General features: G+C 51.1%; 7 protein-coding genes. All 7 read right to left on the bottom strand.

Annotated elements, in window-relative coordinates; genetic code table 11:
- Positions 1-352 (bottom strand): 6-bladed beta-propeller (locus QVP94_RS01340; RefSeq protein ID WP_288213140.1); only part of this gene is annotated, 352 nt, incomplete at its 3' end.
- Between the two features lie 262 nt (positions 353-614).
- Complete coding sequence (locus QVP94_RS01335) at positions 615-1994, bottom strand: efflux transporter outer membrane subunit (RefSeq protein ID WP_172606889.1); 1380 nt, start codon at positions 1992-1994, stop codon at positions 615-617.
- Positions 1991-5155, bottom strand: a complete 3165-nt coding sequence (locus QVP94_RS01330; RefSeq protein ID WP_008780328.1) for an efflux RND transporter permease subunit — start codon at positions 5153-5155, stop codon at positions 1991-1993. The genes QVP94_RS01335 and QVP94_RS01330 overlap by 4 nt, the downstream gene beginning before the upstream one ends.
- Complete coding sequence (locus tag QVP94_RS01325) at positions 5152-6318, bottom strand: efflux RND transporter periplasmic adaptor subunit (protein WP_005855980.1); 1167 nt, start codon at positions 6316-6318, stop codon at positions 5152-5154. The genes QVP94_RS01330 and QVP94_RS01325 overlap by 4 nt, the downstream gene beginning before the upstream one ends.
- 279 nt (positions 6319-6597) lie before the next feature.
- Positions 6598-7272, bottom strand: coding sequence for an RluA family pseudouridine synthase (locus QVP94_RS01320; RefSeq protein ID WP_005855978.1), 675 nt, complete (start codon positions 7270-7272; stop codon positions 6598-6600).
- Position 7273: 1 nt separating this feature from the next.
- The gene (fabG, locus tag QVP94_RS01315) at positions 7274-8020 is read right to left on the bottom strand and encodes a 3-oxoacyl-[acyl-carrier-protein] reductase (RefSeq protein WP_005855977.1); all 747 of its coding nucleotides are present in this window, start codon (positions 8018-8020) and stop codon (positions 7274-7276) included.
- Between the two features lie 20 nt (positions 8021-8040).
- The coding region (locus QVP94_RS01310; protein ID WP_288213139.1) for a 3-oxoacyl-ACP synthase III family protein at positions 8041-8781 on the bottom strand (741 nt) is incomplete at its 5' end.

Genomic DNA, 8781 nt, shown 5'->3' with positions numbered 1-8781 from the left:
CGCTCGTTGCGGCATACTCCTCGTTCCCCTGCCCTTTCCGATTGATATGCCGAATAGCCTTACCTTTCCGGTCATAAATAAAGATATCACCATCGACGGCCCACATATTTCGTATGATCATCACATCCTTCCCAATCGCCTGCAACCAGCCTAGCGTCACGAACTCGTCCGTCGTCTCCAACGGAATATATTCCACATCAAAAAGATCTTGCAAGATCAGTTCCTTTTTGGGATAATCTTTCGATACGTCCACCACGATAAGATCCTCTTTCTCTTGGGTAGAAGAGGTACCGCAACCAACCATACCTCCCGTTAATAAAAACATTCCCGCCGCTATCAAGCTCTGTCTCATAATAGTCTTTTCTTTTAGTTTAAATTTAAGGATAAAGGCAAATAACATTCACCCTGTGCAATATAGGGAATTTTTAATGGCTACGCAAAGATTTGTTCGAAAAATTCGTAAATATCTCACTATTTAATGGTTATTATAAATAAGAAAACCAATGGAACCCATCCTATAACTCAATGGGATCTTGTTCGTATTCCATTGAGTTATAGGATGGGTTCCATTGGTTTATAAATTGATATCCATATATCTGCTTTAGGTATAAGGATTAGAAACCTCCCCCTAAAGCCTTATACAGGTATACCACCGACAGCAACTCATCCAGCACGGCATTGTTCAAACCGATCTGGGCGTCCAGCAAACCACGCTGGGCATCCAATACGTCCATGTAGCTGATGACACCGTTGATGTATTGCAGTTGGGCGAGTTCCAGATATTTACTGGCGGAGGCTTCCAGATTCATGCGGGAAGCACGGATCTCCTTCACCTTGCGGACGGTCACGATAGCGTTGTTCACCTCCTTGAAAGCGCCTAATACGCTCTTCTCGTAACTATAGACCTCTTGCTCGTAACGAGCCTTCGCCGCTTTCACTTTCGCCTTGTTCTTCCCCATGGCGAAGATCGGCTGCAACAGGCTTCCGGCAATAAAACCTGCCGGACTCTTCAAGATACTGCTTAACTCATCGCTCTCGAAACCGTAATTACTTGTCAAACGGATCTTCGGGAATAAGTCCGTTTGCGCCACACCCACCTGAGCGTTCGCCGCCCGAAGCTTAAACTCCGCTTGACGCATATCCGGCCGGCGCTCCAGCAAAGAAGACGGTAAGCCGATCGGTAAGGCATCCGGCAGGTGTTGGTCGCTCAAGGAAAGGCCACGGGGGATATCATCCGTATACTCGCCCAACAACATGCTGAGGTCGCTTTCCTTGATCTTGATCTGACGCTCCAGCGAGGGGATCAAGGTCTCGGTACGGGCCAACTCCACTTGGGCTTGGTTGTAAGCCGTCTCGGAAGTAAGTCCGCCCTCATAGCGAAGCTTCGCCAAGCGAACACCCTCACGGCGTGCGTCCAAAGTTTGCTGTACGATCGACAACTCTTGGTCCAAGGCGCAAAGTTGATAATAATTGGCGGCAACCTCGGCGATGATGGTCAATCGCAAGGCACGTTGTCCTTCCACGGTCTCCATATAGGAAGCGATGGCTGCCTCATTCGCCCAGCGAAGGTTGCCCCATAAATCAAATTCCCAAGACAAAGTCAGCTTCGCCCCAAATTCTGGATCGGGCTTTGGGTTATCCCCTCCATAATTCAAGCGTTCCTTTTGCGCATAGATATTCGCTCCCACCTCCGGCAGCATACTCGCGAAAGAGATCCGCTTGGCGGCGATCATCTCCTTCACCTTGGCGGCGGCGATCTTCATATCCTTATTATTATCCAGCGCCTTTCTGATCAGATCCTTCAAGGCCTCATCGGCGTAAAGGCTCTCCCATGGGATATTCTCCACGGATGCCGTATCGGTCGTATCCGTATAAGCCTCGATCCGGTCCGGCAGGTTCAACTCCGGACGTACGTACCGCTTTCCGATCTTGCAGGAAGAGAACGCCAGCATAGAAACGACGAAAGCGGCTATATAGAAATTCTTTGTCATCATAATTTTCCGTTTTTGTGTCTCTTTAAAATAGAGGTTACCACTTCTTTCTTTTGAGCGATACGTTCCATACGCATCTTTCCCTTTATCTTATAGATCAAAACAAAGAAGAAGGGAACCAACACGATACCTACCGTAATCGCCACCAGCATACCGAAGAACACGCCCGTACCGATACTATGGCGGGAAGCTGAGCCCGGTCCGCTGGCTAACACCATCGGAAGCATACCCAACACGAAGGCCAACGAGGTCATCAAGATCGGGCGGAAACGCATCTGGGCGGCATGGATAGCGGCTCTCACCACATCTACCCCGTTATCCACCTGTACCTTGGCGAACTCAACGATCAAGATAGCGTTCTTCGCCGCCAAACCGATCAAGGTTACCAGACCGATCTGATAATAAATATCGTTCTCCAACCCTGTCGCCCAGATGCCCAAGTAGGCGCCCAGCGTAGCTACCGGCAAGGAAAGCAATACGGCGATCGGCACGATCCAGCTCTCATACTGAGCCGCCAAGAACAAGAAGACAAACAAGAAGACCAACGCCAAGACAAAACCAGTCTGCCCACCGGCCTGTTTCTCTTGATAGGAAAGACCGCTCCACTCCAGACCGATATTCTCGGGCAGATGCTCCCTAGCGATCCGTTCCATCGCAGCCATCGCCTCACCCGTACTATATCCCGGAGCGGCTACGGCGTTGATCGAGGCCGTGGTGAACATATTGAAACGCTTGATCGTTCCCGGACCGGTCGTATATTGGGTCGTGCCCAAGGCAGTCAATGGAACCATCGCCCCATCCTTACTGCGGACGAAGAACAAATCCAGATTATCCCGGGTGGCCCGATAAGGCGCCTCCGCTTGGATATATACACGGTAAATACGGTTGAACATATTGAAGTCGTTCACGTACACGGAGCCTAGATAAGCCTTCATGGTCGAGAAGATATCAGACAACGGGATGCCGAGGAACTTCGCCTGATCACGGTCCACGTCGAAATACAACTGCGGGATCTCGCTCTGCATGGCGGAAGACACACCTTGAAGCTCAGGCGCTTGCGAAGCGTAATACAGGAAAGTATCCGTGGCACTTACCAGATTATCCCAGCTAGCGTCTCCCTTAGCCTCCAACTGCATCTCCAAGCCACCGCTCTCACCCAAACCCGGGATTACCGGTGGACGGTTCACATACGACTTAGCCTCGGGGTAATAGTAGAATTCCCGGCGGGCATCGGCCATCACGTCCTCTACCTTCATGCCGGAGGATTTACGCTCTTCCCACGGTTTCAAGATCACCGTCAGCGTGGCACGCCCTTGGTTCGTACCGACACGGGGACTGCTACCCGTTACATTCTGTACGTAGGCCACGGCCGGATGATGGTCGAGGAACTCGATCGCACGGTCGGTTACGGCACGTGTACGTTCCAAGGTAGTACCCTCGGGCATCTCCAGCTCTACAGTGAAGAACCCTTGATCCTCCTCCGGGATAAAGCTGGTAGGCAACATCCGGTTCAAGACAAAGATGGCCACCAGTACCATCCCGAACCCTGCCAAGATACGGCGGGGATTAGCGATAGAGATACGCAACAACTTCGTATATTTCTTATTTCCTTTCGCCAACCACAGATTGATCTTACGGAAAATAAACGCTTTCTTCTTATGAGACGGACGCAAGATGATGGCGCACATCGCCGGGCTCAACGTCAAGGCCACTACCGTGGACAACAGCACGGAAACCACGATCGTAACAGAGAACTGACGGTACAGCTGCCCCGTGATACCCCCCAAGAAACTCACCGGCACGAACACGGCAGCCAATACCATGGAGGTAGCGATCAAAGCACCAGACAATTCCCGCATCGCCTTATGCGTAGCCTCACGGGCAGTCACACGCTCCTCGGCCATGATACGCTCCACGTTCTCCACCACCACGATAGCGTCGTCCACCACGATACCGATCGCCAAGATCAATCCCAGCAAGGTTAGCATATTCAACGAGAAACCGAAGATCAACATGAAACCGAACGTACCGATCAAGGAGATCGGGACGGCGATCGTCGGGATCAAAGCCGCACGCCAATTCTGTAACGAGAGGAACACTACGAGAACGACCAAGAAAAGGGCCTCGAACAAGGTCTTATACACCTCGTGCACGGATTGTGAGATATACTCCGTCATATCGAACGGGAAATTATACTCCAAGCCTTCCGGGAAGTTCTTGCTGATATCCTTCATCGCCTCTTTCACCTTCGTGGCGACCTCCAGAGCGTTCGCCCCCGGCAACATATAGATACCCAAGATAGCGGCGTTCTTCCCATTGATCCCACTCTCCGTAGAATAAGAGGAAGCCTCCAGCGATACCCGGGCCACGTCGCTCATCCGGACGATCGAGCCATCCGGGTTTGCTCGCACCACGATATCCTCGAACTCCTTCACGGTAGACAAACGTCCCGGGGCCGTGATAGGCAAGGTGACATCCACATCCAGCACGGGCTGCTTACCCAGCTCGCCCGCCGCCGACTCCCGGTTCTGGTCTTTCAAGGCATCTTGCAAATCACTTACTGTCAATCCCATGTTGGCCAACCGATCCGGATATACCCAGATCTGCATACCGTAATAACGGCTACCGATATTCGATACACGACCTACGCCCGGGATACGGCGCAATACGTCCAACACGTTGATCGTGGCAAAATTACTCAGATAGATCTCATCGAACTTCGGATCGTCGGACATCAAGCTCAAGGTCATCAGCTGGCTAGGAGCCTGCTTCTCGATCGTGATACCATTTTGGATCACCTCGGCGGGCAAACGGCTCTCGGCCAGTTTCACACGGTTCTGGATCTCGACAGCCGCCAAGTCCGCATCGGCGGATACATCGAAGGTCACCGTAATATTCAAGCTACCCGAGTTCGAGCTACTACTTTGCATATAGATCATACCCGGCGTACCGTTCAGCTCCTGCTCGATCGGGGTAGCGACCGCTTGAGACACCGTCAAGGCGCTCGCTCCCGGATACGTGGCGCTGATCTTCACTACAGGGGGCGTAATCTGCGGATACTGGTCCACAGGCAACAATGCCAGTCCGATGATTCCGACAATCACGATCAGTATCGATAAGACGGTCGAAAAGACAGGACGGTCTATAAAGAATCCCGGTTTCATTGTTCTTCCTCCTCTCTAAGCGCTTGGATAGCCTTCTCGTCGCCGGCCTCTACCGCATGTACCTTCACGCCCGGCACCAATTTATGATAACCTTCTACCACTACTCGCTCGTTCTCGCCCAAGCCCCGTTCGATCACGACCTTGTTGCCGATCTCCGGGCCGGTCTGCACGAAACGCTTCTCGGCGATATCGTCCCTACGGATGATATAGATGAATGCACCTCCTTTCTCGATCGAGAGGGCTTTCCGGGGAACGACGATCGAACGCTCGCGGACATCCAGCAGGAGCTTCACCTTCGTGAACTGTCCGGGCAATAATTTCTGGTTCGGGTTGGATAGTTCCGCACGAACGCCAAACGTACCGGTCTTCGGGTCCACCAGCGGGTCGGCGAAGTCCACGATACCTTTTACCGGGTATTCCGAGTCGTCCGCCAAGGTAACCGTCACGGTAGGCTGCCAAGAACGGGTCGTATCCTGCTCGCCAAACTTCACGTTACGACGCTCGGCACGCAGGTAATCCAAGGCGGTCATCTTAAAATCGACCAATACCGTGTCACTTTTCACAACAGCCGCCAATTTCGAATTGACACCCGGGCCCACCAAAGCACCCACATCCACGAAACGCTCACTGATATACCCAGACAGCGGCGAGGTCACCACCGTATAGCTCAACTCCATCTCCGCTTGGTCTAGATCCGCCTTGCTCATGGCGATATTCGCCTCGGCATCTTCCAGGGCGGCTGTGGCGTTATCCAAATCCAGTTGGCTGGCGGCGTGTTGCTCGTACAACGGTTTCAGGCGTTCCACATCACGCCGGGCCTTGGCCGCTTGGGCTTGGCTTTTCTTCAGTTGGGCTTTCGCTTTCTCTACTCTAGCACGATATTTATCGGGATTAATCATAAACAGGGGCTCATTCTGCTTCACCCGTTTACCTTCCTCAAACAACATTTTCTCTAGGAATCCCTCCACACGGGCATGTACCTCGACAAAGCTGGCGGCACGGATACGTCCCACGTACTCGCCATAAATCTGCACGTCTTCTTTTGAGGGTTTGTCTACGATCACGATGGGCAATTGCTGCTCTTCCTTATGGCGGCAACCCGTCATCGCTACTACAAGGGCTATCAAGATAACCTGTACTTTTGCCAATCTTTTCCTGCTCATTCTACCTATATAAATTACTTATGTCACATTTGTTATGTAAAGAAAGAAAGAATCATTCCATTTTTCTCGAGGAGACCGATAATTAACATTACTTCACTTAATAACAAATCGTATAGCGTTTATGTTAACATTTATACTAAAATTAGGGTGTATCCAACCGGGGAATAAATCCACACCTACTGGGTAAGTCTACACTTTAAAAACAAAATCCTTTCGAATGAAACGTTTTCTCCATCCGAAAGGATTCCACATATATCAGATCTTTATCAATATCAATTATTATCGGTCAACCGACAACGCTTTCCACAAATTATCATCCGGCACGGGAGCGACAATTCGCACGTTCTCTTTTGAAACCGGATGGATAAACTCCGCGCTACGAGCGTGTAAGCTAATGCCCCCATCCTTATTGGAACGATCGAAACCATATTTCAGATCCCCCTTGATCGGACATCCCATCTTCGCCAACTGACAGCGGATCTGATGGTGCCGCCCCGTCTTCAAATCGATCTCCAACAGATAATAATTATCCGAATGGGCGATCAATTTATAACGCAGGATGGCTTTCTTGGCATTCGGCCGCTCGGTATCGTAAGCGTAACTCTTATTTTGCTTCTCGTTCCGCACCAGCCAATCCACCAACTCACCCTCATCCTGCGGGGGACGGTTCTTGACGATCGCCCAATACGTCTTGCGCACCTCACCGACACGAAACATCTCGTTCAAGCGAGAGAGGGCCTTGCTCGTCTTGGCGAAAATCACGACCCCGCTCACCGGACGATCCAGACGGTGCGTGACACCGACAAAGACATTCCCGGGCTTGCAATACTTCTCCTTCAGCCATACCTTCAGCATCTCCGAGAGAGGCTTATCGCCCGTCTTGTCGCCTTGCACGATCTCACGGCAGGTCTTATCTACCGCTATAATATGATTATCCTCGTAAATAACCTCCATATTACATGTTCATACCGCCGTCAACCTGAATAACCTGTCCAGATACATAAGAAGACATATCCGAAGCCAAGAAGGTAGCGATATTAGCCACATCCTCCACCGTACCGCCACGGCGCAAAGGAATCTTCTTGCACCACTCGGCACGTACCTCGTCAGACAACTGAGCGGTCATATCCGTGATGATAAATCCCGGGGCGATAGCGTTCGCACGAATGCCACGAGAACCCAACTCCTGAGCGACAGACTTAGCCAAGCCGATCATACCGGCCTTGGAAGCGGAGTAGTTAGCTTGTCCGGCGTTACCATGAACACCTACGACAGAAGACATATTGATAATGCTACCCGCACGTTGCTTCATCATGACCGGGGTACAAGCGTGGATAAAGTTGAAAGCGGACTTCAAGTTCACGTTCAACACAGCGTCCCATTGTCCCTCGCTCATACGCATCATCAAGCCGTCTTTCGTGATACCGGCGTTGTTCACCAAGATATCGATACGTCCGAAATCCTTCACGATCTCGGCAACGACGTTATGAGTCTCCTCAAAGTTAGCAGCGTTGGAAGCGTATCCTTTCGCCTTTACACCCAAGGCCTCGATCTCAGCCTGTGTAGCCAAGCCATTCTCATCGATCACTAGATCCGTGAAAGCGATGTTAGCGCCCTCTTGGGCAAACTTCAAGGCGATAGCCTTACCAATACCACGAGCGGCACCCGTTACGACAGCCACTTTACCTTCTAATAGTTTCATATTACTCAAATTTTTTAATATCAATGTTTAATCAAGCAAGCTCCCGTTGAATAGCCACCGCCGAATACCGTGATAGCGATCAAGTCGTCTTTCTTGAAATTCTTATCGTTCTGGGCATATACCAAGGCCGAGCTTACGGAACCCGTATTTCCCAGCTCCTCGATATTGTGTAAAAATTTCTCGTCCGGCAAGTTCAATTGCTTGGCGATATTCGCCATGATACGCATATTCGCCTGATGGCCGATGAAATAAGTAAGGTTATCCAGCGTATAACCGTTCTTCTCCAACAAATGAAGGACATTCTTAGGCATATAGGTACAAGCTTGGATAAATACGTCACGCCCCTCCGGCATCAAGATACCGCCGTCACGAGGACGCAAGTGAACCGCCTCCATCGCTTTCGACAAATGGCCGAGACCTTGCGTGTAAACCTCTACGATCTCGGCGTCGCCCTCACCGATCCGCTCCTTGGAGATAAAGAAAGCGGCGGCGGCATCACCCCATAAATGGCCCGCCTTCGGGTCTGTCTCATTATAATAAGCGGAGTTCTTATCAGCGGAAAGCACCAAAGCCTTGGAAGCCTTCCCCATGGCGAAATATCCCTCCACAACCTCCAAGGCGTTCAAGAAAGAAGAACAAGCCGAGGATAGATATAAAGCTTTCGCGTCAGCGATAGTATACTCATGTTGAACCGTATGCGCGGCCGTCGCAACCGTATCATAGGGAGAATACGAAGCGGAGACGATCAAGCCTACCTCCGC

The sequence above is a fragment of the Parabacteroides sp. CAG:2 genome (genome assembly GCF_000436315.1).
GTDB classification, from domain to species: Bacteria; Bacteroidota; Bacteroidia; order Bacteroidales; family Tannerellaceae; genus Parabacteroides; species Parabacteroides distasonis.
This window is presented reverse-complemented; position numbering and strand designations above follow the sequence as displayed.